At 49.7% G+C, this 26834-nt stretch carries 17 protein-coding genes; 2 read left to right on the top strand and 15 right to left on the bottom strand.

The features are described from left to right. Positions 1–133: 133 nt before the first annotated feature. Positions 134–2281: a sensor histidine kinase gene (locus SCARR_RS23515; RefSeq protein ID WP_168433557.1), complete on the top strand. Its 2148-nt coding sequence runs from the start codon at positions 134–136 to the stop codon at positions 2279–2281. Between the two features lie 163 nt (positions 2282–2444). Here SCARR_RS23515 and SCARR_RS23510 read toward each other — a convergent pair whose 3' ends face one another. Further along, positions 2445–3689 (bottom strand): IS4 family transposase, encoded by a 1245-nt coding sequence (locus SCARR_RS23510; protein WP_136064257.1) that lies wholly within the window; start codon positions 3687–3689, stop codon positions 2445–2447. Between the two features lie 69 nt (positions 3690–3758). Between SCARR_RS23510 and SCARR_RS23505 the strand changes: the two genes are divergently transcribed. Further along, entirely contained in the window at positions 3759–4391 is a 633-nt protein-coding gene (locus SCARR_RS23505) for a response regulator (RefSeq protein WP_136064255.1), read from the top strand. Positions 4392–4506: 115 nt separating this feature from the next. Here SCARR_RS23505 and SCARR_RS23500 read toward each other — a convergent pair whose 3' ends face one another. The 14 genes from SCARR_RS23500 to SCARR_RS23435 form a co-directional block, all read right to left on the bottom strand. Continuing rightward, positions 4507–5922 carry a sulfatase family protein gene (locus tag SCARR_RS23500; RefSeq protein WP_136064253.1) on the bottom strand — a complete coding sequence of 472 codons (1416 nt, stop codon included), beginning with the start codon at positions 5920–5922 and terminating at the stop codon, positions 4507–4509. 78 nt (positions 5923–6000) lie between these two features. Continuing rightward, positions 6001–7635: a glycoside hydrolase family 32 protein gene (locus SCARR_RS23495; RefSeq protein ID WP_222846425.1), complete on the bottom strand. Its 1635-nt coding sequence runs from the start codon at positions 7633–7635 to the stop codon at positions 6001–6003. Positions 7636–7800: 165 nt separating this feature from the next. Continuing rightward, positions 7801–9150, bottom strand: coding sequence for a NosD domain-containing protein (locus tag SCARR_RS23490; protein WP_136064251.1), 1350 nt, complete (start codon positions 9148–9150; stop codon positions 7801–7803). A 120-nt stretch (positions 9151–9270) separates the two neighbouring features. Next, positions 9271–10734 carry a sulfatase family protein gene (locus SCARR_RS23485; protein WP_136064249.1) on the bottom strand — a complete coding sequence of 488 codons (1464 nt, stop codon included), beginning with the start codon at positions 10732–10734 and terminating at the stop codon, positions 9271–9273. A gap of 70 nt (positions 10735–10804) precedes the next feature. Further along, entirely contained in the window at positions 10805–12556 is a 1752-nt protein-coding gene (locus tag SCARR_RS23480; protein WP_136064247.1) for an arylsulfatase, read from the bottom strand. A 60-nt stretch (positions 12557–12616) separates the two neighbouring features. Then, positions 12617–13981, bottom strand: a complete 1365-nt coding sequence (locus tag SCARR_RS23475) for a sulfatase family protein (protein ID WP_136064245.1) — start codon at positions 13979–13981, stop codon at positions 12617–12619. Positions 13982–14064: 83 nt separating this feature from the next. Further along, a complete protein-coding gene (locus tag SCARR_RS23470; protein ID WP_222846424.1) occupies positions 14065–15699 on the bottom strand; it encodes a glycoside hydrolase family 32 protein in 1635 nt (544 codons plus the stop codon). A gap of 120 nt (positions 15700–15819) precedes the next feature. Then, positions 15820–17499 carry a sulfatase-like hydrolase/transferase gene (locus tag SCARR_RS23465; protein ID WP_136064243.1) on the bottom strand — a complete coding sequence of 560 codons (1680 nt, stop codon included), beginning with the start codon at positions 17497–17499 and terminating at the stop codon, positions 15820–15822. A 22-nt stretch (positions 17500–17521) separates the two neighbouring features. Continuing rightward, positions 17522–19186 (bottom strand): right-handed parallel beta-helix repeat-containing protein, encoded by a 1665-nt coding sequence (locus SCARR_RS23460; protein WP_136064241.1) that lies wholly within the window; start codon positions 19184–19186, stop codon positions 17522–17524. Positions 19187–19230: 44 nt separating this feature from the next. After that, on the bottom strand, positions 19231–20616 hold the full coding sequence (locus tag SCARR_RS23455) for a sulfatase (protein WP_136064239.1): 1386 nt from the start codon (positions 20614–20616) through the stop codon (positions 19231–19233). A 45-nt stretch (positions 20617–20661) separates the two neighbouring features. Continuing rightward, positions 20662–22305 (bottom strand): right-handed parallel beta-helix repeat-containing protein, encoded by a 1644-nt coding sequence (locus SCARR_RS23450; RefSeq protein ID WP_168433556.1) that lies wholly within the window; start codon positions 22303–22305, stop codon positions 20662–20664. Between the two features lie 162 nt (positions 22306–22467). Continuing rightward, the gene (locus tag SCARR_RS23445; protein ID WP_136064235.1) at positions 22468–24375 is read right to left on the bottom strand and encodes a hypothetical protein; all 1908 of its coding nucleotides are present in this window, start codon (positions 24373–24375) and stop codon (positions 22468–22470) included. A gap of 8 nt (positions 24376–24383) precedes the next feature. Beyond that, a complete protein-coding gene (locus tag SCARR_RS23440) occupies positions 24384–25853 on the bottom strand; it encodes a sulfatase family protein (RefSeq protein WP_136064233.1) in 1470 nt (489 codons plus the stop codon). A 756-nt stretch (positions 25854–26609) separates the two neighbouring features. Then, positions 26610–26801 (bottom strand): hypothetical protein, encoded by a 192-nt coding sequence (locus SCARR_RS23435; RefSeq protein ID WP_136064229.1) that lies wholly within the window; start codon positions 26799–26801, stop codon positions 26610–26612. Between the last annotated feature and the right edge of the window lie 33 nt (positions 26802–26834).

The raw sequence follows: 26834 nt of genomic DNA, 5'->3' as shown, positions 1-26834 counted from the left end.
CCGGCAGGTTGTTAAAATCCAGCTCGTTCATTCCTCCCCGTAATCTTACAAATCGGATTGTTGGAAGAATGGATTTTGGGATTATTGTGAGGAACGGCATGCCAATTTGACAAAATGTCACCGTTTGGGTGACATGGGCGGCATTTTCGTACGAGATGATATTACAGCATTCCATTTATCCAATAATCCATCTGCAATCGGTAAGATTGCGGTTACACCTTACTCTTCCATTTTCTACTTCCTCGAACGAATTGCTCCATGTAATATGGATCGTATGTTTCATCTTGCTCATCAGCATCAACATACTAGCAACCTCGGACAACTATCGTCTCTGATTCGGACGTTGCTGCTTTTCCTCTTATTCGTTCTTCCGGTTCAGTCTTCAGCACTCCTGTCACACTCATCAAACGCAATTCAACAAAAGATCGACGCGATAGAAACCGAACTTCAGCGCCTTCCTGAAAAAATACTGATCACCACCCCAGCGACATTAGGCTATCGTTCAACAGAATTGAATACGTCGAGTGAACAGGTTGAAATTGAGGTACTTTTCCCAGAGACAGCGGCAATCGATTTAGTCGTTCTGATGCCGGCGGTGTTCAGCGATGGAACACATAACTTCAGAATCTACGGTTTTCCAGAGCGTTTTTTAATTGAGCGCATTTTCCCTGATGGCTCATCAGATATTCTAGCTGATTTCCGAAACGAGGACTACCACGTATTAGATCTCGAACCGCAGCTGTTCCCTTGTCCCGACACAAAACCGATCTCCGGCATACGAGTTACCAGCACCCGCAGCCCGGCAAACCAACCCTTCAATCGAATCGAGTACGCCGTCGCATTCAGCGAACTCTATGCCTTTGCCGGCAACAGAAACATTGCTCTCCATGCCCCGATAAAGGCATCAAACGCCGTGCGCACACTCAATGTCTGGAGCCCGCAATATCTAGTAGACGGCTTTACCATTTCCCATCCGATCAATCCCCGAATAAGGAAGCCCCAAGTTGACTATCTATCGATGTCCCATGGGGTCATTCTGAACTATGATCTGGAAGAGATAAAAACCATTGACGAATTGAGGCTCTGGCCTGCCGCCTGTGCACGCCCTTACCGCCCTCCCTTTATCGTAGGTGCCGATTTTCCGACCCAAATCCTATTCGAAAAACTTGACCACCCTAATGACCCCACCCCAGACCTATTATACCAAACCCCCGTCCCGCCGCCGCCGCACCCCGGTTCTCATCCATTCATGCTCCGTCTTCCATCTACAAAAGGGCGCTATTTCCGGCTCAGCTTGAGCAAGGGATTTCCTGATCCGAGGCTCGGTTACTCTGACAGCATTGCCTTGGGCGAAATTGAGTTAATTGGAAATGGTAAAATACTGAGCGGTGATACAATACCGGAAACCGAACGAAAACAAATAAGCGGCCCCATCCACCGGAAACTACATTACCTGAAAGACAAAAAAACCAGCGAAGGAAACATTGTTCCTTTACGACAATGGCTCGAGCAATTCAGTCTACAACGCAATCTGATTCGGCGCCAAAAAGAACTTCAAATACAACTTGAATTGACCCGGCGGCAGGAAAAACAACGTAGCGCGGTTTTGATTACCGTGGGCTATGCACTCATCATTATTCTCGCCCTGATGGTATTGATCGCGCGCCTTCTGGCCTCCCGACGATGGAACAAGATGCGTGAACAAATTGCCGCCGACCTACACGACGAAGTTGGAGCAAACCTCAGTGGGATTGCCCACTCCACCGAAATGGCCATGGAACTCATTCCGAGCCCGGATCCCACCGTGACCGAGCTCCTCAACGTTTCCATTTTGGCAGCCCGTCAAACCGCGATTGAAACACGCAATCTCACCCAGCTCCTTGAAAACAGGAAAAACGGAGAAGGAATTGACACCATGATCCGCACAACGGCCACCCGAATCCTTGGAAACATGGATTTCTCTTGCACATTCAATGAGACACTCCTATCCAACGTCCTTAAACCAACGCAAAAATGGGATCTGCTCTTTTTCGTAAAAGAAGCACTGAACAACATAATCAAGCATGCCGAGGCCAACCATGTGGCCATAGAGACACGGATAAAAGATTCCAGACTCCAGCTCTCTATATCAGATAATGGAAAAGGGATTCCGAACAAACGCCTGCCCTTACGCCATCTTGAGGACCGCGCCAAGCGACTTAAGGGCAAGATGCAAATCGAATCAAAAGAAGGGGAAGGAACCCGTATTCTCTTAACTCTCTCCCCCAGAAAGATACGATGAAAGAATCAATTCAAATCACTGTCATCCCATAGAGGACGCTAACGGAGTGTCAGCTCCCGTTTTTGTTAAGGTTTCTGATGTTTAGTTTATTTAGTCGATTCCGATTTTTTGTTGAAGAGTAATGATGATTCCCCGTTTTAAACAGTTGGCTGTCCCACAGCATTTAGATGAACCCCGGCAGATACGCCTGTTCCGGTGCTCCTCGGATGCGACCGGGTGGTTTGGCTGTCCCATAGGATTCCAGCAAGGCGGGCAGGTTCCAGCGACGCCAAAGCGAGACCCTTACGACGGTGAACAGGCGCTTGAAGCTGTGATCCCATCCGTGCATGAATTTGAGACAGCGCATCAGCAGATGGACGAGCAGCCCGGTCCATACCTGCCAGCGTACGGCATTAGCGCTGTAGCCGAGAAAGTCGGAGAGCTGGAGCGTCTGTTTGATTTCCTTAAAGAACACCTCGATATCCCACCGGCAGCGGTAGAGCTCCGCGACCGTCCACTCGCTCCACTCCAGATGCTTGGTCAGGAAGACCATTTCGACATCCTTGCCGTTGATCTCCACGAGGGCTACAACGCGGCGCAACTCGCACGGGTAGGCCTTCTTCGATTTTTCGAGCATCAGCTCGATGACTTCGTCGCGAAGGATGCGCTTGTTTTTAGTCGTTTCGAGGGAGCGCATCACCGTGTACTGCATGTTGTCTTTCGCTCGACCCGCCCAATTAATGCCGCGCTCCGTTAGCTCAAAGAGATGCTTGAATTTGATATAAGCCTTGTCGAATACAACGATTTCTCCGGCTTCAAGGTCGGCACACAAGCTCAAGGTCTTGCGGCTGTCATGGTGTTTTGCAGTGTCGACAATGGCACATCGTGGAAGGAAGCTTTGCAGGTCCAGACGCATGTGGCACTTCGCGGCGGCCTTGCGGCGGCGGTGCTTTGCCCAGTCCATGCTATTGGCCACCAGCTGTATCGTGGTCGAATCGAGCGCATGGATCGCCTTGCTGAAGCGACGGAGGTATCCACTACGCACCTTTCCCTTCGCAAAACCAGGCACCGTGTCCATCAGATGCTTCATCATGCTCCAATAAAGCTCTTCGGCCATGTTCGCGTCGCGCACTTGATTCGCATGGCTCAGGTTGTTGCGGGACGGTGGAACCGCACCGCGGATGGTGGAGAGCGCCGCCGCATTCATCTGGAGCGCGTCGCATACATCGTTAAGCCCGAGCGCATGAGCAAAGTGGGCATAAAGCAGCGAAACCACATGGCTCCATGGCGTGTACGTCCGGCTTCGGGCATCGACGCCATGCTTCTTCGCAAGGTTCGTGACCATGTGTCCGGGAATCAGATTGCACAATTGCTTCAAGGTTGTATACCTATGTCCGGCTGGTTTGTGTTTTTGTCTCTGTTTTTTCATACCCTCCGAGTGGAGGATTTAGAGCTCACAAGCCAGCCTTTTTATTTAAAATCTATGGGATGACAGTGAATTCAAATCACCATTGTCGAAGATAATGCTCTCTTTTCCCAGACACTTGGGAAAATGATACAACTCAGCAACAACATGAGCTGTACCGCATCCTTCAGCAATGCCGAAGATTGCCAGAAGAGCCTGAAATCAGGAGCACTTTCCGAAACAGACCTCGTTCTGCTCGACCTGCAGCTTCCCGGACAAAACGGATTGACCCTTGTGCCCATCCTGAAACTGGCCCGGCCAACTATAAACATTCTGGTACTTACACAGAACCATGATTATCTCACCACCCTGGAAGCCATACGGCTCGGTGTTTCCGGTTATATTTTAAAAACCGCAACCATTAGTGAAATCCGGGCAGCCATTCAGGATGTGCATGCTGGCGGCTGCGTTATAGACCCGCAACTGTCGCGTTTGGTACTGGCCGCTCTAAATTCAAATAACTTCGAAGGTAAAAATCCGTTGAGCGAACGGGAAAAGCAGGTGCTTGAATTCATGGCAATGGGCTATGTAAAAAAAGAAGTGTCTGACAAATTGAATATAAGCTATAGCGCCGTTGCCTGTTACACCGAACGAATCTACACCAAGCTGCAGGTTCCCAACATAACAGCTGCCGTCGCCGCCGCTATCCGCAAGGGCCTGATTTAGTGTCTCGTTTCTTAGACCGGCTTGATTAATGACGAAATGAATTTTTCTCTGCCGCGTCCGACACGTTCCGGTATCGCGGCTCAACAGATTCAATATCACGCATACTGACGTCCGGCTATTTGATCTTCTTCTTTTGCGTAGGCTTTGTAACGCTCCCGGCCGTTTGAAGATCCGCCCGATTCATGTATTCCGCCAGCGTCGGCAAAGTGCCGGGTTCTTTCAGAATCGGCTCGGAATTCTCTACCATACCGGGGGGGCGGCGCGCACTGGTCACCATTTTCTCATGCGCCTCCAGCATTTTCCGAAGCTCATCGGTTTTTTCCGGATGCTGTCCGGAAAGGTTATTTTTCTCGCCGAGATCGGCATCCAGATCGTACAGGAAGAACTTGTTCTTAATCTTAACCAGCTTCCAACTCCCTTGGCGTACGCCTTCATATTCGTAGTAAAGCTCACTGTGCGGCGATTTACCCGACGAGGTCAGAAGGGCGGAAATATCCATACCGTCGATGATCCGATCCGAGGGAACTTCGCCGCCGGTCAGCTTGGCGAGGGTTGGAAAAATGTCGATCGATGCCGCAATCTCGGAACACACCGCCCCGGCAGGAATTTTACCAGGCCACCAGGCTAGCGCGGGAACGCGCATGTGCCCCTCGTATTTCGGGCCGACCTTGGCGCCCCGCAGCGGGCCGGCGGAACAGCCTCTGGAAGGGCCGTTATCCGAAGTAAAAAAAACCAATGTGTTTTTCGCAAGGCCCAGCTCCTTGAGCGTAGTAAGAATCCGCCCCACGCTCTCGTCTACGGCTTCCACCTGCGCACGGGTCACATCACCTTCCGCCCGCTCCCCTTGTTCCTTGGGAACCAAACGAGGAAGATGCACAAACGCGTGAGGGACATAGGCAAAAAACGGTTCGCTGCGGTGGCGTTTAATGAAGTCAACTGCAGCATCGGTAACGGCCTCGCAAAGCAATGCCTGGCTCGGCGCATCAGGAATATGTGCAACCGCCTTGTCCTGCTTCATATAAGGCAACGGCGGCCACCCCTTGTACGCATTTCTTACCCCTTTATTCACGGGCCACATATCGTTGGAATAAGGGATCCCTTCATATTCATCGAACCCCTGTTTGAGCGGCATAAATTGGGGCATGTCCCCCAAATGCCATTTACCGAAACAGCCCGTTGCATACCCCTGTGCTTTGAGCATATCGGCAATCGTTACTTCACTCGGATTCAACCCGCGCGAATCTCCCGGAAAAACTACATCGCCATCCATCCCGATCCGATCCGCATAGCATCCGGTCATCAGCGCAGAGCGCGACGGGGTACAGGCCGTTGCACTGACATAGAAATCGGTCAGCTTCATCCCCTCCGCTGCCATACGGTCAAGGTTCGGGGTTTTATTCAAAGGCGCGCCGAACGGAGCAATATCCCCATAGCCCATATCATCAATAAAGATGAAAACAATATTGGGTTTATCCCCAGCCGTCGCAACAGAAGCCACGGCAAATACCAGTAAAAAAATCAATCGTTTCATTTTTCAGTTCCCTTTCAACATCCAATCTCTGGAACGTTCCAAGGATTGGAACTCACCTTCCACAATTGGAAAAACCCACTATTCGTATATGCTCTTCATTTGCCAGGCATCAAGCGTCTTCAACTTTGCTTTTTTCCCGATCGCACGAAGCGAAACCCCAACGCTATCACTACGCTCGGGATAGACCCGTGCAGTCAGACACTGGCGGCCATTGATAAAGACCTCGACAATGCTTCGGTCGATGAAGATGCGTAGTTTGAGCGGTTCGTTCTTTCCCAGTTCCACCTGGGCGGTTTCGGGCGTGCGGATTTTTACATTACCTGCGGTGGTCGAGCGCGATGTATCAAGAGAAACGACAACGGGTACCGCATATTTTCCACCGAGAATACGGTATCCGCGATCACGAAAGCACTGGATACGCGTAACTTCTTCGCCCCCGGAGGAACGCAATACATTCAGTTCAATGGTCTGATCTTTTTGCGGTGCGATTTCAGCAATGATTTCCATCGCATTACCCGTCACAGTTGGAAGCACGACTTCCTCGTTTGCCGGCAGATCCATAGGACCGACCTGAACATGTTCACCACGCAACGATTCCACATTGCCCGCCGGCTCAATGTTGAGTTGATTAAAAAAACCTTCTTTACGAAGCGTCAGTTTTCTTGGCAGGGACATCATGCGGTTCCAACCATTCTTGGGTATGCCCTCATTGACATTGAAAATTGCAACAACACCCCCCTTCCCGTCGGGATAGGCCGAAGGCGCATGGAGACCGCTGGGAATGCTGGAACCAAAGTTAAAATCACCACCGCCATCAACCACAAACTTATCGCGCTCAGTATCATAGTTGCCGAGCATATATTTCCCGCCGCTCATATGGCTGAAATGCAGCATAATATGTTTGTCGCCGATCGGCCAAAAATAGGGACAGGCCCCATCGTCACCCTGCAAACCATAGCGATCGTTTTCCAGAAATTCATGAAGGTGTTCCCATTTGGCGAGATCCTTTGAACGGTGCAAATACATGGAACGAAACTGAGTTCCACCCTTGGGGCCCGCCGTAAGCGCATAATACCAATCGCCTTTTTTCCAGATGCAGGGATCAAAAATATTAAACTCCAATTCCGGTTCTCCCTCCTTAGGGTAAGGAATCACGGCCTGCCCGGTTACCTTCTCCCAGTTAAGCAAAAGCGGATCGCTCGACGTGGCCACCATGGTGCCGACTTCAGTACCGTGATACATCGCAATCGCACGATCTTCTTCAACATAGACCGTTCCTGAAAAACAGGCGCGTTCCGGGCCGGGATAGATCGCATAGGGAAGGTCGCGCCAGTGGATCAGGTCATCGCTGATGGCATGCCCCCAGTGCTGGCGAGGATATTCCGGCGGATAACCCTGGTAAAACATATGCCACTTCCCGTTCCAGAAACTCAGCCCGTTCGGATCGTTCAGATTATGCTCCGGGCTCGTGAAGTGGTAGATCGGATGTTGGGGATCCTTCAGGAGTTTTGCACGCGACTGCTGAAAACGCTCCAGCAGCGGAATGTCCGCCAGTTGCTTTTCCTGTTCTTCCAGCGTATCGGCAAACGTAAACCGGGGCACGGGCGAAACATTTCCTGGCAGCCCCTTCTTTTTCTTCAGTTTCTTTTCCGCCGCCGACACCGTTATTATCGAGATCGACACCATCATTAACAACACCATTAGCTTTTTCATTCTTCGTCCCTTTCTATATATGTAAATCAGTCGTGAAAGTTCTCAACAGCACTATATACAGTTGATCTCCTATCTTCGCGGATCTCTTGCTCCTCTACCTCTCTAAACTACAAACATATGGAACTAACGCTCTCTACTGAAGGAATGAGTATTTACATTTACTTCTCATTTCACATATTTATCCAGCGGTGCGGATCGTTCAGGATCAATCGGTCGGCAGAAAATTCCGAAACATTCCCCGGTCTGCGCAACAGCATTCCCCCCTTTGCCGAAGGTGATGATATTATCCGTGACCGCAGCCCGAGTCACATTGTGCAACCGTACCACGGTTTGGGACTGGATGGTGTTCACCACATTGTTGGCAAACATCAGATTTTCAGAATTTTCAATATTGATGAACGCTCGTCCGTTGGGCTCGACATCCACGGTTCGCGTTTTTGTCCGCGAATCAATTTCCTGATTAATGCTGTTCCCATTCATCACCAGATTCTTTGACGATCCAACATGAACAAATGCACCAAAGGCCGCTGCACCGGTCGATTTTTCCCAGTTGGTAAGCGTGTTGTTGCAGACCGTTGAATCCTTGATCGAGTTAAGTTCAAAACACTTGCTGACATACGCAAAACCGTTTTCGTTTAGCTTCGATGCTTTAGTTTCACCGATTACCACACCGGTTTCCAAATCAGCAAAACAGTTATTTTCAATCGTGGCGACCGGACCGCTATTCAGTCGGATCCCGTAGACCATCTGCGCAAACCAATTATCGGTGATATAACTGACATCACAATATGCAATCTCCAGCCCCACATAGAGATCCGTGAAATAGCAGCTGTTAACTCGCAGCAATTCAGTTTTCCAACCTTTGGAAAAAACCAAGGCACGCTGGCCCTCTTTTTCAACATTTTTATAGCGATCTTCGGACGGCCACCAATGCAGGCCCCGGAAATTAGGCGTGTCTTTACGAAACCGACTGTACCCTTTATCCGTATCCACCCCGGTATTGTTATAGCCCATAAAGGTCATGCCCTGAACGGCAACCTTGCTGTTCACATTCTTCCACGGTGTCTCCCCGGCAGGAAAAGACTTTGAATGCCCGGCCCGATGAAAGGTAATGCAGTTCGGTCCGGTATGCTGCCCGAACTGGAAAACGGTACCGCTCTTAAGGCACATACCATGAATATCCAGCCCGCCATGTCCATGCCCCTTCAGTTCCACGCTAACTAACTTCACGTTAATCGGTACATCAATAAAGTAAACACCCGGCAGGAAGCTGAACGTGGCAGACGCATCTTTCAGCGCAGCCGTTCGGTCAAAAATTTCCTGCAACGCTTTTGATACATCCTGCTCACCACTATTATCGAGATGATACTCAAATTTGCCATGATCAGTCAGCACCTCCACGGTGGCAAACCGATCATCGTTCACGATCAGCTCGCTCAACGGTTGCACCGGCTTTGCAGAAGCCAAAGCCCCAAGCAACCAGACACATACGACACTTTTAAACAATACTTTCATTAACTCCCCTTATTTTCGCGTACCGTTCATCACATAGATGACGCCGCAAAAATTTCATTCCACCACCCATGCTGTTTGAGGCATGACGGCTAAAAGTAATAACAGTAAAAATGAGTATCTTCATTTTTTCTTATTTCGTTTATTCACAACATGTGGAGGTTTTAGGTGCGGGTAGTCATCAAACTGCACAGGCTCATCGGTAAAACGCGGATCCCCGGTTGATTCCAGATAGTTAAGAAGCTGTTCCTTTAATTGGTTAGCCATTGTGGAATATGCAGGATCCTTAGCCAGGTTTTTAACCTGATCAGGATCGTTCTTACAGTCATACAGCTCAACCGCCGGACGTTTCGCAAAACAGAGATCGTAAAACTTTTTATACTCCGGATTACCCGTGATGAAAGATTTTGTCGGTCCGGGATCAACATCGGAAAACGAGGACTTACAATACCTCGATGTTCCCCCGAAGGGAACGCCATTGGGCCAACGGTCAGGCTTAAGATTCAAGATAAGCAGCCATTGATCCGTACGAATTCCTCGAGAGGGATACCCTTCCAGGGAGGGACTTTTCTGGCACAGTACATGGCGCTCGCGACCAAAGACCATGAAGTTGCGCTCTTTATCCACGCGGCCTTCCGCTTCCCCATTCATAATCGGAAGTAGTGAACTCCCGGTCATTTCCGTCGGCACCTGGATGCCGGCGGCATCCAGAAAGGTTGGCGCGATATCCGTAAAAGAAACAAAGTCGGTTATTCTGCGATCAGGGTTCGTCTTGCCACCCCAACGGATGGCAAGCGGAACGCGTATCCCCCAATCATAGAGATTCGCCTTGCATCGAGGGAACGGCATACCATGGTCGCCCGTCATCACAATAATCGTGTTATCCAGCTCTCCGACTTCCTCGATCAACTTGATCGCTCGTCCTACATCGGTGTCCCAACGTTGGACTTCAAAGTAGTAGTCGGCAATATCACTGCGCACATCCTTGGTATTGGGGTAGAAGGTCGGCACATGTATTTTGTTAATGTCAATTCCGCTCTTGGCACCACTCCCTTCGGCGTACGGCCGATGCGGATCGCTTGTGCCGAACCAAAAGCAGAACGGCTTGTTTGGATCGCGGCCTTTCATGAATGCATCAAACTCGCTCTCGGGACCACAGGGATGTTCGGTGTATCCACCCGGTCCATAATCGCCTGGCCCCCAGGCTTTGCGCCAATGGCCAATCTGGTATCCCGCATCCCGTAACAAAACCATGAAATTCGGATCTTCGACCTCCAGCGTACCCCGAAGGTTGGCCCCCGGACCCAGACGATAGAACTGCTGCCCCGTTAGAATGGAATTTCGGCAAGGCGAGCAGGATGGACTGGAGACAAATGCGTGCTCAAAGAGAACGCCCTCCTTTGCAAGCCGGTCGAACGTCGGTGTCTTTATGACTTTATCTCCATACGCCCCCGCATGCGGCCAGCCCCAATCATCCGCCAGGCAAAACAGAATATTAGGTTTCGACAATTCAACAGCCACCGCATCCTGGACGGCTGCCATCGTCATAAAACCAAGAACACTACCGATCAATACATGCTTATTCATATTTTCCTTGCCGCGGAAACGCCCTCCAGACCTGCAAGTGATAAACGGTTAACAACATAAAGGGGATCCTCTACTTTCTTACTATTTTGACATACGGAGTACTGCAAATGACTTTGTCCTGCGTATTCAACAGGCTTCCGGTCAGTTGGGTGGCACCTCTTTTGAGGTTAACCCTGAAACGAACCAACTTATCCTCTTGTTTGACATCAACCGTCTGATCGAAGTCACCGACCTGCAGCCGAACTTTCGCGACCGGGACAGCCCCCTTCTCCGATTTACCGTCCATGGAATCGATCAACGTCTTGTCGGATTCTTCCGGCCAGCGCCGCAGTTCAATTTCGTACTCGCCGTCCTGGGCAACATCCAGATTCCAGTACCCCTTGGTGTTGCCACTTTTCAGTGCACCTAGATTGGTACAGTAATCCCCCACCCACTCGTTGGAGTAAATCTTGATTGGATTTTCCTCATCTGAACCGACAATGACATGGTGCTCATGCTCAAGGTTGGGTTTAACCTCCTGATACCATGCATCGTAATGAGCAGACATACTTTCGGCGACTTCCGGATGGGCATCAATCACGTTCTTTTTCTGGGCAGGATCTTCGGTAATGTTATAGAGTTCCATTCCCTTCTTACCCCTGAGGAGACGCCACTTATTCCACAGAACGGCGGCACTCTCCCATTTTCCGCCCGCACTCCCGCGTCGCACCCATTGATACTGAATCACGCACATACGATCATCGAGTTTGGACTGCGTTCCCTTGAGCAGGCCGACCAAACTCGAGCCACTGAAAGCAGACCGATCGCCTTCCAATCCGCACAGATCCATCAGCGTTGGAAGGATATCCTGCACCTGCGTCAGCTCGGAAATATCTTTGCCATGCGCCAGATTACCGTTGAACCAACGAACAAACAGTGGAGCACGATGCCCGCCCTCGTAGGTGCTGGCCTTTTTGTCCCGCATCCCGGCATTGTAGATTTTTGATGCCTCCCCACTTTGCGTTCCATTATCGGAGAGGTACATAATGATCGTATTTTCCAGCAACCCCTTTTCCTTCAGAAAAGTATCCAGTCTTCCGATATTGTCATCAAGGTTGGCAATCATGCCGTAGTACGTATGAGGAATTTTCTTCCCCTTATATTGCCCCTTGTAGGGATCCGAATATTTTTTCAGCGACTGGTTGGGAGAATGCGGAACATTTGTGGGAAGATACACAAAGAACGGCTTCCCCTGCTGTTGGCTCCGAGCCATCCAGTCCATGGCCGCTTTAAAGAAAATATCGGTACAGTATCCCTTGAACGGTTTGTCCACACCGTTGTATTCCAACACGGGATCGAAGTAGGTGTTGCCCCAATAGTCCGCCGACGAGGTAATCCCCCAATGCCGATGGCGCAGCGTTTCATCAAACCCACGGAAACGGGGCGAAAACGGATAACTATCGCCTAAGTGCCACTTGCCGAACATCCCGGTCGCATAACCTGCGTCCTTAAAATACTGCGGCATGATCTGGATATCACCGCGCAACACGGAACGGCTGCTGTTTACTTCCGTCGCTCCGTTTCGCATGGCATCCATGCCGCTCATCAACTGTCCACGCGTCGGCGTACACATCGGTGCCACATGGAAATCAGTAAAACGTACCGACTGGGCATGAAGCTTATCCAGCTCCGGCGTTTTCAGCACCGGGTTGCCATGTACTGAGAGATCTCCATAACCTTGATCGTCTGTCATGATTACGATGACGTTGGGCGGCTGGGCCGCATGTACACCAACGCAAAGCGCCAGACTAACCACCAAATTACCAACCAGATTGCATTTCATATCGTTACCTCCTTCGAAATAATATTCACTTGCTCTCCTAAATCGATTCAATCACATTGCTTACTTTTTGCGCCTCGCCTTAAAACGTTCCAACACGTCGCTAAGCTCACTCACGACCTCCGGACATTGCCGCGCAAGATTGTTCTGCTCGCCGATGTCTTGGTCCAGATTGTATAGCTCTATATCGTTCGATCCGAAATCCATGACGTACTTGTGCCCCTCTATAGGTTTGCGTCCCGACAACAATAATTTCCATTTCCCTTTGCGGATCCCCACTCCATAGCCCTTGATCTGTTTGGAACCGCTTTGGTCGTACACAAAAGCATCTCGCCCCTTTTCGGCCTCCCCCGTAAGCAGCTTGGTCTGGTCGATGCCATCAATGATGCGATCCTCCGGAACATCAACCCCCGCCAAAGCAGTAAAGGTCGGCATGAAATCAATCGTTGCCCAGAGCCCATCTGACACTTTTCCGGCCGGAACTTTACCCGGCCAACGCACGATACAGGGGACTCTTGATCCGGCTTCATAGCTCGAACCCTTTCCACCGCGCAGTTGCCCCGGATCGCCCCAGAAGATTGAATCCTCCGGCATATACCACAGTTCCGACTTCCGCTTGGCCCCCGTTTTAGTGAGCCCAACTTTTGCGCGGCGATATTTCTCCTGACACCATGGACCATTGTCAGTGGTGTAAATCACCAGAGTATTATCGCTCAGTCCAAGCTCTTCCAGCTTGTCCAACAGCCGTCCGGTTTCAAAATCAAATTCATCCACCACATCGCCGTAAAGACCACCTTTAGAAGTGCCCTTAAATTGGGGCGATGCATCAATAACCGTATGCATCATGGTGTGCGAAAGGTATAATAGAAATGGTTGCTCGGGATTACGGTGGTTTTCAAGAAAGTCGATGGCCTTTTCGGTATACAGATGTGTAAAGCAAGCCATATTTGTCGAACTACCGGCCGGCGTATTGTTTTCGTGAAAATCAACAACGCCATGATCATTAGCTCCGAGCACACCAAAGAAATAATCAAACCCCTGCGCGTTCGGCATGCGGGCAATGATTTCCTTTCGACTCGAAACATCCCACTTGCCAATGCACACCGTCTGGTAGCCTGCCGGTTTCATTAACTCGGCAAAGGTAATTTCGCTCCCCGGCATCCCCCACCCCTTGCTCAGGTCGGGATAACGGCCGGTCAACAGCGCCGACCGGGAAGGTCCGCAGACCGACTGTGCATAGAAGCTGGTAAAACGCGTCCCCTCTGCGGCCAACTGGTCAAGACGCGGCGTTCTGTTTTTCGTACTGCCGTAACATCCAAGATCCGCATAGCCCTGATCATCCGTAAAAATAATCAGGATATTGGGCCTTTCGACTGCCATGGCCAACGAAACCGACGCCAACAACATTAAAGCAATTTGTCTTAACATACTGATCCTTTCAACCTACGCGTGGCTACTGCCAATATTTTATCCCATGATTGGAAAACAGGTTTCAACCATGGGAAAAACCGTTACTCGTAGATGCTCTTCATCTGCCAGGCATCAAGCTTCTTCAACTTGGCCTTTTTTCCGATCGCACGGAGCGAAACGCCTACGCTATCGCCACGCTTAGGATATACTCGAGCAGTCAGACACTGGCGCTCATTGATAAAGACCTCGACAATGCTGCGGTCGATGAAGATGCGTAGCTTCAACGGCTCGTTCTTACCCAATTCCACCTGGGCGGTTTCGGGCGTACGGATTTTCACGTTGCCTGCGGTAGTCGAGCGCGATGCATCGAGGGAAACAACAGCGGGTACTGCGTATTTTCCACCGAGAATACGGTAGCCGCGATCACGGAAGCACTTAATACGCGTAACCTCTTCGCCTCCAGAGGAACGCAATATGTTCAGTTCGATGGTCTGGTCTTTTTGTGGTGCGATTTCTGCAATGATTTCCATCGCATTACCCTTCACGGTTGGAAGCACGACTTCCTCGTTGGCCGGCAGATCCATAGAACCGACCTGGACATGTTCACCACGCAACGATTCCACATCGCCCGCCGGTTCAATGTTCAATTGATTAAAGAATCCTTCTTTCCGAAGTGTCAGCGTCCTGGGCAATGACATCATGCGGTTCCAACCATTCTTGGGTATGCCCTCATTGACATTAAAAATTGTAACCACACCACCCTTTCCGTCGGGATACGCCGAAGGAGCATGGAGACCACAGGGAATGCTGGAACCAAAGTTAAAATCACCACCGCCATCAACCACAAACTTATCGCGCTCTGTATCATAGTTGCCGAGCATGTATTTCCCGCCGCTCATATGGCTGAAATGCAGCATGATATGTTTGTCGCCGATCGGCCAGAAATAAGGACAGGCCCCATCGTCCCCCTGCAGACCGTAGCGATCGTTTTCCAAGAACTCGTGGAGGTGTTCCCATTTGGCGAGATCCTTTGAACGATGGAGATACATGGAACGGAACTGAGTTCCGCCCTTGGGCCCCGCCGTCAGCGCATAATACCAATCGCCTTTCTTCCAGATACACGGGTCGAAAATATTAAACTCCAGTTCCGGTTCTCCTTCCTTCGGATAGGGAATCACAGCCTGCCCGGTTACCTTATCCCAGTTAAGCAAAAGCGGATCGCTCGACGTGGCGACCATCGTTCCGACCTCGGTACCGTGATACATCGCGATCGCACGGTCTTCCTCAACATAAACCGTACCCGAAAAACAGGCGCGTTCCGGGCCGGGATAGATCGCATAAGGAAGGTCGCGCCAGTGGACCAGATCTTCACTGATGGCATGCCCCCAGTGCTGACGAGGATATTCCGGCGGATAGCCCTGATAGAACATGTGCCACTTCCCATTCCAGAAACTCAGGCCGTTCGGATCGTTCAGATTATGCTCCGGGCTCGTGAAGTGGTAGATCGGATGATGGGGATCCTGCAGAAGCTTTGCGCGCGACTTTTTAAAACGCTCCAGCAGCGGATTGTCCGCCAGTTGCTTTTCCTGTTCTTCGAGCGTATCGGCAAACGTAAATTGTGGTACGGGCGAAATATTTCCGGGCAACCCTTTTTTTTCTCTCGCTTTCTTCTCGGCTGCTTCTAACGAAGTGATTGCAACCAATGCCGCCATCAACATAAGTGGTAACTTTTTCATTCTCAGTCCTTTTCTTTTAAAATCCGGCCACTCAATCCATGAGCGACCTTATTCATCATTCATATCTTATTTCCCCAACCTTCACGGGTACTTTCATTGCCTCTCCCCAACCACTTAAGGTTATGGAGTATAGGTTTTTGGCTTATGCGCCGGAAGCACATCCCGCCACTCGCTGCTCCACGCATTCCAGTCGTTAATCATTTTGCGGATTCTTGGAGAGGCTTCGGGAAAACAAGCCAGATTATTAAGTTCAAACGGATCCTCATCAAGGTTGTACAGCTCCTCAGTATCCGCCGGTGCACTGCCGTCTTGCGACGCTTTCCTGCGGGTAACAAACTTCCACTTTCCGTCGATCAGCATTTTCCCGGTCTGGTGTTCAAGGAAAATACGACGGTCATAATTCTTTTCAGTTCCCGTGATTTGCGGCATCAGGTTTATCCCGTCGAGCGAAGCGGGAAGTTCTCCGGACTTGGCATAATCCTTATTTACATATTCCACTCCGGCAGCAGCAAGAAGCGTTGGCGCAATGTCGATAACGTGCCCGCGCTGTGTGATCCACTTGCCGGCTCCGGCGCTTGGAAGACCATTCTTCCAACTAAAGACCAACGGAGTGGCGATGCCGCCGTTATGAACGTAAGATTTATAGAGACGGAAAGGCGTATTTGAGAGCGACGGCCAACCTATACCTCTCCGATACAGGGTCGGTTTCAGTTTGTTGTTGCTATCCTTGCGAGTTCCCATGATATCGAGTGCCTTGCCGATTTTCGGCTCGCCACCGAAAATATCATTACCCATCCCGACTCTTGCGTATGCAGCACCATTATCAGCAAGGAAAACAAAAATGGTATCGTCATAAAGACCTTCAGCTTTCAGATAATCAACAACCTTCCCGATCCCTCGATCCATCTCCTCAACCATCTTGCAGTAAATTGCCTGCATACGAAGAGAGTAGCTGTATGCCGGCTCCTTGACCTCTCCCTTGCTCCAATCGGGAAGTTCAAATAGATCGCAAATCGGAGGCAGGCTGGTCTGCCCCGGGAAAAGCCCCATCGCCTTCTGCCGCTCAAAACGCTCCTCGCGAAGGCGATGCCACCCCTTTGAATAAATAGCGCTTTTTTCGGCAACATATTCCGGGGTCACCGGTGCGCACTGCGGATCGTGTGGAACAGAGAATCCAAGATAGAGAAAAAACGGTTGTTTACTGCGAGTCTCCCGATGATAGGAGAGAAATGATTTTGCACAGTCCGCATGGGCGATCGGCCCATAGTAATTAGCTTGATAATCCGGATTACTGAATTCCGCAGGCTTTGCTTTGTTAATCTCTTTTCCGCAAAAGACGCCTGTTTTATATCCATTCCAGCGGGCGTCCTTTGCAGTTTCAAATGAGAGATCAAAACCACGATCGGTCGGAACTTTCCCATTTTGTCTTCCCAGGTGCCATTTCCCAACATGATAGGTACTGTATCCACCTTCCTTGAGCATCTCAGCCAGCGTTACATTATTATCTGTCCGCAATGTTGGGAGATCCTTTTCCGGCGGATCGGCAATCGGTTGAAGCACCCGACCGGTCATCAGGCTCGCACGGGTCGGAGCACATTTTGCATTATTGAAAAATGAGGAAAAACGAACGCCCTCCGCGGCAAGCGCATCAAGCACCGGCGTATTCAGCTCTCCGCCATAGCAACCGATATCGGAAAACCCCATATCATCGGCCATGAGCAACACAATGTTCGGTTTTCCACCCGCAGATGCCGAGACAATTGAAACAGCACATGCTGCAAGAATAAGTAGATGTTTCATAACGATTACACTCCTGTGATACTTAATTCGGTCTGATAGCACCTATGAAGGATTTTGAAGGGTCAATCTTCCTGCCTAGAATATCATATTCAACGTCAAATCCTCCGACGGGCCCTTCCGTATCGCCCGGCAGCTTTTCTATTTGGATCCCCTGCGAACACGCCTGCCTGTTTTTAGGGATATAATCTTCGATTGAGTCCCCGCCTGCTCTAACGAACGCGGGGTCGGCAACCACCGTCCCCGTCACGGTAAATGGATCGCTCATCCACGCAAATTCCCTTCTAAACAAATTGTTCTTAAAAAAGACAAGGTTGTTTTTCTGCGCATCACCCAAAACCGCATCATCACTTCTTTCCCGGTTATGAACGATACTCCCCACGGTATAAACAACGTTATTGGCAAACAACGCACCTTTAACCGTTTTTTCAATTAAAAAGACGTTGTCTTTAAAAGTCTCGCCCGTGTAGATGGTGTTGTTATAGATATAGACATTGTCCGGCCCTTTGAATTCTACCCCGGGAAGCACATAACCAAAGAGTCGGAAAATAAATCCATCGACTCGCCCCCCCTTCACTCCACGTCGACGGTAACCATCGTTGATGCTCAGATTATACCGATAGGTTGAGTTCGAAACGCTTCCGCAAATATGCACAAAGGCACCGGCATTTTGTCTAGAAAGATTATATTGCACCAGCACGTTCGAGCTGTAGGAATCAATATGAATACCTGCGGCATCACGACCTCCGCGCGCACCGGTTACCGTGTTTTTTTCAATCACGGCATTGTGCATATTGAATCCCCAGATCCCCGTACCCTGGCCCCTGTGGCGCGCATCATTTGCGATGCCGGTATTCTGAGTATGACAACCTCGTATAAGTACCTGATCCGCCACCAATACAGTGATCCCGGGACCGCCCGTATTGCACACATGACAATCCAGAATATTTATGTTTTTTACGAACGGAACGCTGCCGGTTAAATCACGATGGAAAAATCGAATCCCGGTATGGCTCGTGCGTTCCACACGACACCGTTTGACGGTTACATTGCTTAATCCAGAGTTTTTCGAGCAGACCAAACGAGCACCCCAACCATACATATCATGTCCATGCTCCTTCAGAACGCCTCGCCCTTGGTTCGGACGCGTATACCCCTTGTCATTGTAATACACATCATGAATATAGAGATCCTCAAAGACGAGGTCGCTATACGTCCCGCCGTCGTCAGCCATAAAAAAGAGCCCCGCGCGATGTTTCTTTTCAAAATCAGCATCTTTAACAGGACGCCCTCCATCAGCAGTCAGTTCTAAATTTTTAACGGTGACAAAACTGGAGTTCAGGATCGCCACGGCAGCACCAAATCCTTTGCCGTCAATGATCGCTTTAGTTTCACCCGAACTCATCACCACAATCGGTCTGCTCGCGGTACCGCTCTTGTTCTTTATCTTTAAGACGCCCTTAAAAGTCTGCCCACTGGTCAATAGGATCGAATCCCCCGCTTGCAGTTCAAGCGCACTGACCCTTTCCAAGCTTTGAAAAGCGGAGCCTGGCGACAAACCATCGTTAGCATCGGCTCCCTGCGACGCATCGACGTAGTAGCATTGGCCCGTGAAACATCCATCGAGCTGTTGCGCGCCAACCATATAAACAAGAAAAAACACGAAACTATGCAATACAATTATTTTCATCAGCGGGGTTCCACATGCCAGGACAACAGGAGCTCCAGTTGTCTTTAGTTTTGAGCGTTTTTTCTATTCCGCGCACTTTTGCGAGTGATTTTTCGTGCAATTACCTTTTCAGCATTAACACGTTCTAAGTATTTTTGCGCTTTCTTGAACATTTTCTGGGTCAGTTCCGGATGTTGGCTGCTGATATCATCTTGCTCCCCAATATCCTTACTCAGATCAAACAAGAGAATCCTCTGAGTTTCCCAATAGACAATGATTTTATAGCTTCCTTCACGAAAGGCAGTGCCATCGCCCCCTTTTGCAACCGAACGATGGAACACGAAAAAATCATCAGGACGCTTAATGGTTCCTTTCCCCTCATTTTTCAGAATAGGCAGCATGCTCCCCCCTTCGGTGTAGGCAGGCGGCTTAGTTCCGGACGCAATCATATCGAGAAAGGTCGGCATTAAATCATACCCTATTACAGGCACACGAGAAACAGAATCAGGTTCAATCCCCGGCCCGCTAACGATAAAAGGGACTCGAATGCCCCCCTCATAGACATAGTTCTTTCCATATTTCAAAGGACGACTCTTATTCTCAGGAATGGCAAAACGCTCCTTATCGAGCTGCCATCCATTATCCGAGGTATAAACAACATAGGTATTGTCTGCGATGCCCTGCCGGACCAATTCGTCAAGAATCGCTCCAACACCAAGATCCAGATCCTCGTTCATCGCCGCAAAATTAGCATCGGTATGTATCTTGCCGGGTTTTAATGTATCATACTTAGCCCTCATTTCCGGAGACGATCTGAATGCAGCATGGTCTGCATAGTGCGAAACCTGCAAATAAAACGGGTTGCCTTCGATATTTTGGGTTCTGATAAAATCAATAGCTTGAGCAGTTAACTCCTTCGCGCGTTTGGGATCGGTCGGGTCGTTCAAGTCATCATTTGGCTTTCGGTTCCCTTCCACATTGGTTGTTTCACCATCCGAAAAATCATAACCGCACTCCGCAGGTGAAACATCATGAATATGCCATTTACCAAAATGCGCGGTCACATAACGGGCATCCGCCCGTTTAATCAGGTTTCCAAGGGCCTGCTCCGGATTGCCAAACTGGCGTGATTCATCAAAATTAATGATCGTGACGCGCGCCTTTGCCGGAGAGACTCCGAATTGAACGCTATTTCGGGACGGAGTACAAAGAGGTGCCGGCGCATACCCCTGCGAGAACCGCATGCCCTCTTTGCACAAGCGATCGAGATTCGGCGTCTGGAAAAAATCACTTTTAGATCCCGAAATATCCGGATCCATCGGAGTGGACAATGCATTCCAGCCCTGATCATCCGCATAAATCAATATAATATTCGGAGGATGGAGAGCGGCCGCTGCCATTGAGGCAATCGCCAATAAACTCATCGTAATCACATATTTTTTACATTTCATATTCAAATCCTTTTGTCCAAAATCCTGATCGTTGTACTGCAAATTTTAATACGGCCTGATCGCCCCGATGAGCGGCCTGGACGAATCAACTTTCATACCCAAAATATCATACTCGACATCGAACCCGCCAATAAGACCCTGTTCGTCATCAGGAAGTTTCTGTATCCTGATCCCTTTGGAGCAGGCCGCTTTGTTTTGCGGAATATAGTCCGAGATCTCTTGCCCTCCCGCGTTGGCAAACCGGGGGTTGGCAATCACCGGGAATGGAACGGTAAACGGATTGCTCATCCAGTCATATTTTTTCCGGAACATATTGTTGCGGAAATAAATAAGTTGGTCTTCCTGCGCATCATCAAGCTTGGACGTTTCGGACTCCTCCCGGTTATAAAAAATATCGTTTTCAGTATATACGATGTTATTTGCGAACAAGGCACCTCGGCTCTTGCTTTCCACGGAAAAGGTGCTGTCCTGGACATCACGTCCCACATAGATCGTGTTGTTATACACATAGGAATCAAACGGCCCTTCGGGATTTTCGGTATCGGCCAGCACATAACTGAACAGTTTGAAAATATATCCATCGATCGCGGCGTGTCCTTCCCCTTTTCTCCGGGCGCCATCGTTAATGCTGACATTGTAGCGATAGGTTGAATTTCGAACCTGTCCGAGTAACTGAACAAAGGCCCCTTCATTGTCTATGGACAAGTTGTACTGAACAAATACATTTCTGGACATGGCATCAACATGAATGCCAGCCGAATCGCGAGGCCCACGTGCACCAATAACCGTGTTTTTTTCAATCACGGCCCTATTGTTGTTGAAGACCCAGATCCCCGTGCCCTGCCCGCGCCCACGCGGATCCACACGGCTTCCGGTTCGCAGTGTTTTGCATCCTCGAATAATCGTGTTGTCAGCGGCAGAGACAACGATACCCGGCCCTCCGATATCAGTTAACCGGCAATCCAGAATCTGTACGTCTTCCATATTGGGGGACTCAGCGTCATTGGGATGACTCTTGAGCCGTATGCCCGGTGATGACACACGCTCCACCACGCAATTTTTAAATAAAACATTCTTCAGGGTGGAGCCCTCCCGGCAATCCACCTTCACGCCCCAGCCGAATCGGCCGTGCAATTGTTTATCCTTGCGTTGGAGTCGCATATTGGGGCGTACATAACCGTTGTCATTGTAGTAAACATCGTGAATGTACAGATCCTGAAAGATTAGGTTGCCAAAATTGCCCGATTCAGGGGTGTCATAAAAAATTCCGTAGCGAATCATTGAACGTCTGTTCGCCCCATTTTTCGAAGCCCCTCCATCGGCCGTAATCTCAAGGTTTTTGACCGTGATGAAGCTGCTGCTCATTATACTCAGAGCCGCCAAACGCCCCTTGCCATCAATCACTGCTTTTTCTGGCCCTGTGCTGGAGATGACAATGGGGGCCTCTGCATTACCGCTTACATTCTGAATATTCAGAGATCCTTTAAATACCTGACCACTCGTAAACAGGATGGTATCCCCCGCTTCCAACTTGAGAGAATTGACTTTTCCCAAGGTTTGGAATGCGGCATTCGGAGACAATCCATCATTCGCATCCTGTCCAATAGCTGAATCAATATAGAAAGTTTTTGGCGATGCCAGAACACTTGAGGCCACCAGCAGGGCCACTGTAAATAATACTTTTTTCATCGACATGTTCCTGTACATCATTTCAATTTTGAACAACGAATCACACGAAATTCAGTTTGTTCTGTGTATTCAGTGTCTTCCGTGGTTAACAATCTCATTCTTAATGTTTCGTGTCTTTAGTGCATTTCGTGATTTATCCACATTTTAAAAACGTGTGGAGTTCTAGTCACAATCCAGCTTCAAGATACTCCAGTAATCAACTTCCGGAACTGTGACGTAGACGCCGTCCGGCTTGACGTCAAAAGGTACCTGAACGGATTCATATTCGGGAGAGTACTGGGTTATTGCGGAAACCTTACCCCCATCGAGAAGCTTATGACTCAAACGAACAACGACATCCCGTTGCTTGTTCATGCAATCCTTCGACAGATCATAATCCATGTTAAGCAGGTGAATGACCGCCGGAACGTTCGAATTATCGGAATTTGTTCGGGGACGGATCAGCATGTTGTGTTTGCTTTCGAGTGAGACGACAGGATCAAGCCTTGCCAACACATCGTCCAGATTCTTCCAGACCACGGTTTTCCCTCTGGCGGTCCAAGTATCCAAAACCGACTGCTGTTCTGCATCCAGCATGGTCGGCTCAGGCACCACCACAAACTCAAACCGTTCGAGATCGGTTTCGTTGAGTCGTTTGTACAACCAATCGTCTCCCGCCAAAGCAAGACCGTAAGGAATATTGGCCTTCATCAGTTCCCAGCACAGATCACGAACCCTATTTTCGTTTTTCTTAATGCGCATCGCCGGATTGCTATGCAACACACCGACCTGCTCAACCGCCTCATATCCATCAAACAACTCGGCATGCGCCGTCACGAAATGATAAAAGGGAAGGCAGTTCTCGGTTGGATAAATAAAACTTGGAGCCACGGCACCATCGACCGACTTCACCACTTTATCCCATGATACCGCGTTCGCGTTCGGATGAACCCAGCCGTAATGCGGAATGCCGAAGTTGTGGCCGGAAGCATAGGAAAAACCAATCCATGATTTCATCATGTTGTAGGCTTTGTTCGCCTGCATATAGTTCCACGAAGGCGGCAGCACATGGCCCCAAGACACCGGTTTACCCAGTGCACGCGCAACTTCATAGGTAAATCCGGCCCGGCTGAACCCTTCCGGCGGCGGCCCCAACAGCAGTTCCATACAGTAGAAATCGAGATGCTCGGCATTCACCATCCAGTCCGGAGAGAGCATGTGCCCAAAGGCTCCGATAGCCGTATCTTCTCCGCCCAGCTTCTTCGCCAGTTCGCTCATCTCCTTAACCACCGCAGCCCCGGCTTTCAACTGATAATCCTTGTAGTCCTGAACCAGAGGAATCTTGCCTTTTCGATAGGCAGCGGGCCACACGTCACGATTCGGAGCAACCTTTTTTACCATGTTGCGGTAATCAAAATTTTCCAGACTCGGGATTCCCTTCTTCTTGAGTTCTTCCGGGGAATATTTTTTACCCAGATATTCATTAAAACCATTCACGCAGTGATCACAAAAGCATCCCCCCACGTGCAGGCTCATTAACGATCCACGCGGTTCCTCAATACAGAACCCATCATACCCGGCCTCGATACCGGCCGTCACAATTTCGCGGTAAAACTCTTGGGACCTTGGATTATTGGAACACATCCAATACAGGGGCACCCCTCTGTAAGTATGCTTCTTCATCCAGTTCAGATACATCGGCTTGCCTTCAATATCCCTGATGCAGGCCTGCTGCAGGGTCGGGTCGCATGCCATATATTTGAAATACATGGAATGCGGAACAAAAAATAGGCTGCCAAAATAGAGGCGGACACCATCCTCACGCCCCTTGCGGATCTTCTCCTTGATGCGCCTCTGATTTAGGTTAAGTTCGCCGACCTGGATTTCACTGATCGCCGGCTCCCCCCACATCAGCACATTGCCGCCCCAGTCTTTGATGACACGATCGATCGGAACGACCGAGATGTTATCGCTGGTGACGTCCGAATATTTGAACGGATATGGATATTTCTTATCCATAGCCGGTTCTTCGGCAAATGCTGAAAGCAACCCCAGCGTAGCAAGTGAGAAAATAATGGTTCGTTTCATCATCAATACACCTATTTAAGCCGGATGGGCCCAGGATGGTTGATTGTCTGGGCTCCGGCCGCATCGCCCGGCAACTCCAGATGAGGATGTTTTACCTGACCTTGAACCATGGGACGGCACCCGATACCTACAAACGTTTCATTAATCTGCACATAGTCCGTAGTTGGATTCTCTGGAATGGTGTCACCAGTCTGTTCGGTCCACTCCTGTAACAGTCCCTGAGCTTGCTGCATAACGTTAGCATATTCCGGATTTTCAGCGAGATTCTTAATTTGATGCGGATCATTGCCCACATGGTAGAGTTCCTCTTCCGGACAGGGGTTCAGAAAAACCATCTTCTGGGCATCGGTCAGCTTTCCTGCCTTACGGGCCGCCACCAGCTCTTCACCGAAACCGCCGTCGTAGGTTTCATAGGCAACACTTTCTCTGTCGGGCATATTGTTACGGATATAGAGCCAGTCACCAAAACGTACCATGCGCTCGTGAGCGATCCACAGGTGCCAATTATGCTCGGTGAAAATCATATCGCGCGTGGTCGCTGAAGGGTCTTTGAGGATCGGCATAAAACTGACGCCTTGAATGCGTTGGTCTTTATCAACCCCGGCTGCTTCCAGAATCGTCGGGGCAATGTCGATTGAGCTGACCAGACTGCTGGATGGGCCGGGTTTAATAACGCCGCGTTGGTAAGCCACAAAAGGAACCTTGGTGCCGCTATCATAAAGTCGGGTCTTGGCCCGAGGGAACGGGCGACCATTATCTGCAATGACAATAATGAGTGTATTATCAAGTACGCCCTGCTTTTCGAGTTCTTCAACGACCTGACCGACATAATAGTCAAAACGGCTGACCTCGTGGGCATAAGTACTCAGTTCATAGCGCGTCTTTGGCCCGTCTACCATGTAGGGCGGTACGATCATATCATCATAATCGTAAACCGGAGCCTCCGGACTGAATTCGGCGGGACGATGGGCATCGGTGGAGGCAAACCAGAAAAAGAACGGCTTATCTTTCGGCCGCTGCTGAAGCAACTGAACCCAGTCGCCCTCTTTGCCCAGCCCCTTGCCCCTGGAGACCTTATTGAACGCCTTGTTAATATTAGGCCCCATGTGAATTTTACCTGAGATGACTGTATAATAGCCCACATTCTGCAACAGCTTCGGGAACATGATCTGACTTGCAGGCAAGTGACTGTGCAGCTCGGGCGCCCCCGTGTTGTGCGGGTAGCGACCAGTAATAACGCTGCACCGGCTTGGACTGCAGCTACTGGCCACCACATAACCTTCATCGAAACGCCGTCCCTCTTTCGCCAAACGGTCAATATTCGGCGTCTTAATGCTCGGGTGTCCATAACAGCCGATATCTTCCTGGCTAATATCATCCGCAATCAAGAAGATAAAATTAAGCGGTTGTTTCGCGGTCGTTGCCATAACAGACCCAATAAATACAAACGACAGTAATATTAGTTTTTGTCGAGTAGACATAATATAGCTCCTTTCAATATTTTAAATTTCACTTTTACATATTGCAAGGAACGTCAATGCCCCTCACAGAACCGGACTTGTGGATTTCCCACATCCGGCTCTTCGATTCATCTCACATAACACGGACATCCCGCACGGGACTGCCCTGCTTTACCTCCCTGCTCCTGACAGGGTTGTGAAGCACCTTTTCGCGTATTCCGATATAAAGGAAAGCTTGAGCTCTGTTGTTCCATCTCAGTGTACGGCATCCTTCGCCTTTTCCCTTTACGACAAACCGTCAACCCCTTCGGGTGGCTCTGTGTCCTCGACGGGCATTACCCCGCCTACTCCCCTACTACGAGTTGATCCGACTACCGTAGCGACTTACCGTCTCGTCGCCTCTTCGGCTTCCTCGACAGCTTCTGCGGAACGCTACGGTTCTCCCAAGTTCCGCCCTAAACAATTCATTCGCCCGCCACGGCCTGAGACCCCGACACGCCGTGCAACTCTCGCCCTTAGCGAGCCGCACGATACTGGCTTCCAGGAAATGAAACCCTTGGCCCTGTGCAACAATGGAAAATTTCGGGGCTTATAGCCTTCACTTCCGTTGTGGCTGACGAACTGCTATTCCTACAGCTTCAGCTGATTCGTTGCCTCCTCAACCATGCAGGTCTATTCCATGCCGGCGGCTAACCTTTGCATGGGCTGGATTGGCCAGCTTGTTTAAGACAGCTTTGCTTGGCGCACTCATGTCTATTCCTTGAATTTCCATTTTGATTATTTGCACTCCGGTTTGAGTATGCCCCAATCCTTGATGATTCGATCAATCGGTGCCATTGAAATATTGTCGCTGATGACATCCGAATATTTGAAGGAATACGAATATTGCCGATCTGCGTCCGATTTTTCAGAAAACGCCTCGACGACGCATACCAATAAGGCTGAAGCAATGATTGCTATTCGTCTCATATTCAAGCTTTCGTTGATGCATTTCATGAACAA

The sequence above is a fragment of the Pontiella sulfatireligans genome, from assembly GCF_900890705.1.
Lineage (GTDB): Bacteria > Verrucomicrobiota > Kiritimatiellia > Kiritimatiellales > Pontiellaceae > Pontiella > Pontiella sulfatireligans.
The sequence above is the reverse complement of the archived record's forward strand: the minus strand, read 5'-3'. Positions and strand labels throughout refer to the sequence as shown.

Excerpts from the sequence above, each read along its gene's own strand:
- SCARR_RS23450 (WP_168433556.1), bottom strand. The coding sequence starts at position 22,305 with ATGAAAAAAGTATTATTTACAGTGGCCCTGCTGGTGGCCTCAAGTGTT.
- SCARR_RS23500 (WP_136064253.1), bottom strand. The coding sequence starts at position 5,922 with ATGAAACGATTGATTTTTTTACTGGTATTTGCCGTGGCTTCTGTTGCG.
- SCARR_RS23445 (WP_136064235.1), bottom strand. The coding sequence starts at position 24,375 with ATGATGAAACGAACCATTATTTTCTCACTTGCTACGCTGGGGTTGCTT.
- SCARR_RS23470 (WP_222846424.1), bottom strand. The coding sequence starts at position 15,699 with ATGAAAAAGTTACCACTTATGTTGATGGCGGCATTGGTTGCAATCACT.
- SCARR_RS23465 (WP_136064243.1), bottom strand. The coding sequence starts at position 17,499 with ATGAAACATCTACTTATTCTTGCAGCATGTGCTGTTTCAATTGTCTCG.
- SCARR_RS23440 (WP_136064233.1), bottom strand. The coding sequence starts at position 25,853 with ATGTCTACTCGACAAAAACTAATATTACTGTCGTTTGTATTTATTGGG.
- SCARR_RS23495 (WP_222846425.1), bottom strand. The coding sequence starts at position 7,635 with ATGAAAAAGCTAATGGTGTTGTTAATGATGGTGTCGATCTCGATAATA.
- SCARR_RS23515 (WP_168433557.1), top strand. The coding sequence starts at position 134 with ATGGGCGGCATTTTCGTACGAGATGATATTACAGCATTCCATTTATCC.
- SCARR_RS23490 (WP_136064251.1), bottom strand. The coding sequence starts at position 9,150 with ATGAAAGTATTGTTTAAAAGTGTCGTATGTGTCTGGTTGCTTGGGGCT.
- SCARR_RS23460 (WP_136064241.1), bottom strand. The coding sequence starts at position 19,186 with ATGAAAATAATTGTATTGCATAGTTTCGTGTTTTTTCTTGTTTATATG.
- SCARR_RS23475 (WP_136064245.1), bottom strand. The coding sequence starts at position 13,981 with ATGTTAAGACAAATTGCTTTAATGTTGTTGGCGTCGGTTTCGTTGGCC.
- SCARR_RS23455 (WP_136064239.1), bottom strand. The coding sequence starts at position 20,616 with ATGAAATGTAAAAAATATGTGATTACGATGAGTTTATTGGCGATTGCC.
- SCARR_RS23480 (WP_136064247.1), bottom strand. The coding sequence starts at position 12,556 with ATGAAATGCAATCTGGTTGGTAATTTGGTGGTTAGTCTGGCGCTTTGC.
- SCARR_RS23485 (WP_136064249.1), bottom strand. The coding sequence starts at position 10,734 with ATGAATAAGCATGTATTGATCGGTAGTGTTCTTGGTTTTATGACGATG.
- SCARR_RS23510 (WP_136064257.1), bottom strand. The coding sequence starts at position 3,689 with ATGAAAAAACAGAGACAAAAACACAAACCAGCCGGACATAGGTATACA.
- SCARR_RS23435 (WP_136064229.1), bottom strand. The coding sequence starts at position 26,801 with ATGAGACGAATAGCAATCATTGCTTCAGCCTTATTGGTATGCGTCGTC.